This is a genomic window from Faecalibacterium sp. An122, assembly GCF_002160895.1.
Lineage (GTDB): Bacteria > Bacillota > Clostridia > Oscillospirales > Ruminococcaceae > Faecalibacterium.
Map to the genome: position 1 here is coordinate 1 of NZ_NFLL01000079.1, position 600 is coordinate 600.

General features: G+C 54.0%; 1 rRNA gene. It reads left to right on the forward strand.

The features are described 5' to 3' along the window. A 23S ribosomal RNA gene (locus B5E67_RS15340) occupies positions 1–600 on the forward strand; the annotation flags it as partial.

Consider the following 600-nt stretch of genomic DNA (forward strand, 5'->3'; position numbering starts at 1 on the left):
ACAACCAGGATGTTGGCTCAGAAGCAGCCACTCATTTAAAGAGTGCGTAATAGCTCACTGGTCGAGCGTCTTTGCGCGGAGAATTTAACGGGGCTAAACCTGACACCGAAGCTTAGGCAGCAGAAATGCTGGGTAGGGGAGCGTTGTATACGCGGAGAAACAGTAGCGTGAGCGGCTGTGGAGTGTATAGAAGTGAGAATGCCGGAATGAGTAGCGCGAATGCAGTGAGAATCTGCATGGCCGAAAGCCTCAGGTTTTTGGAGGAAGGTTCGTCCGCTCCAAGTTAGTCGGGAGCTAAGGTGAGGCCGAAAGGCGTAGCCGATGCACAGACGGTTGAGATTCCGTCACCGCCAAAAGAGTTAAGCATGGGGACACATCCGAAGTGTCGGAGCCGGGAGTTGGTTCCGGTAGCGATCGAGGGAAATAAGTACCGAAGTCCGGCATGGAGGGTGGCGAGAAAAGCCATGTGTATTTCTGCGGCGCCCGTACCGCAAACCGACACAGGTAGGTAGGAAGAAGATTCTAAGGCCAACGGGAGAAGGGTTGTTAAGGAACTCGGCAAATTGACCCCGTAACTTCGGGAGAAGGGGTGCTGCAGAG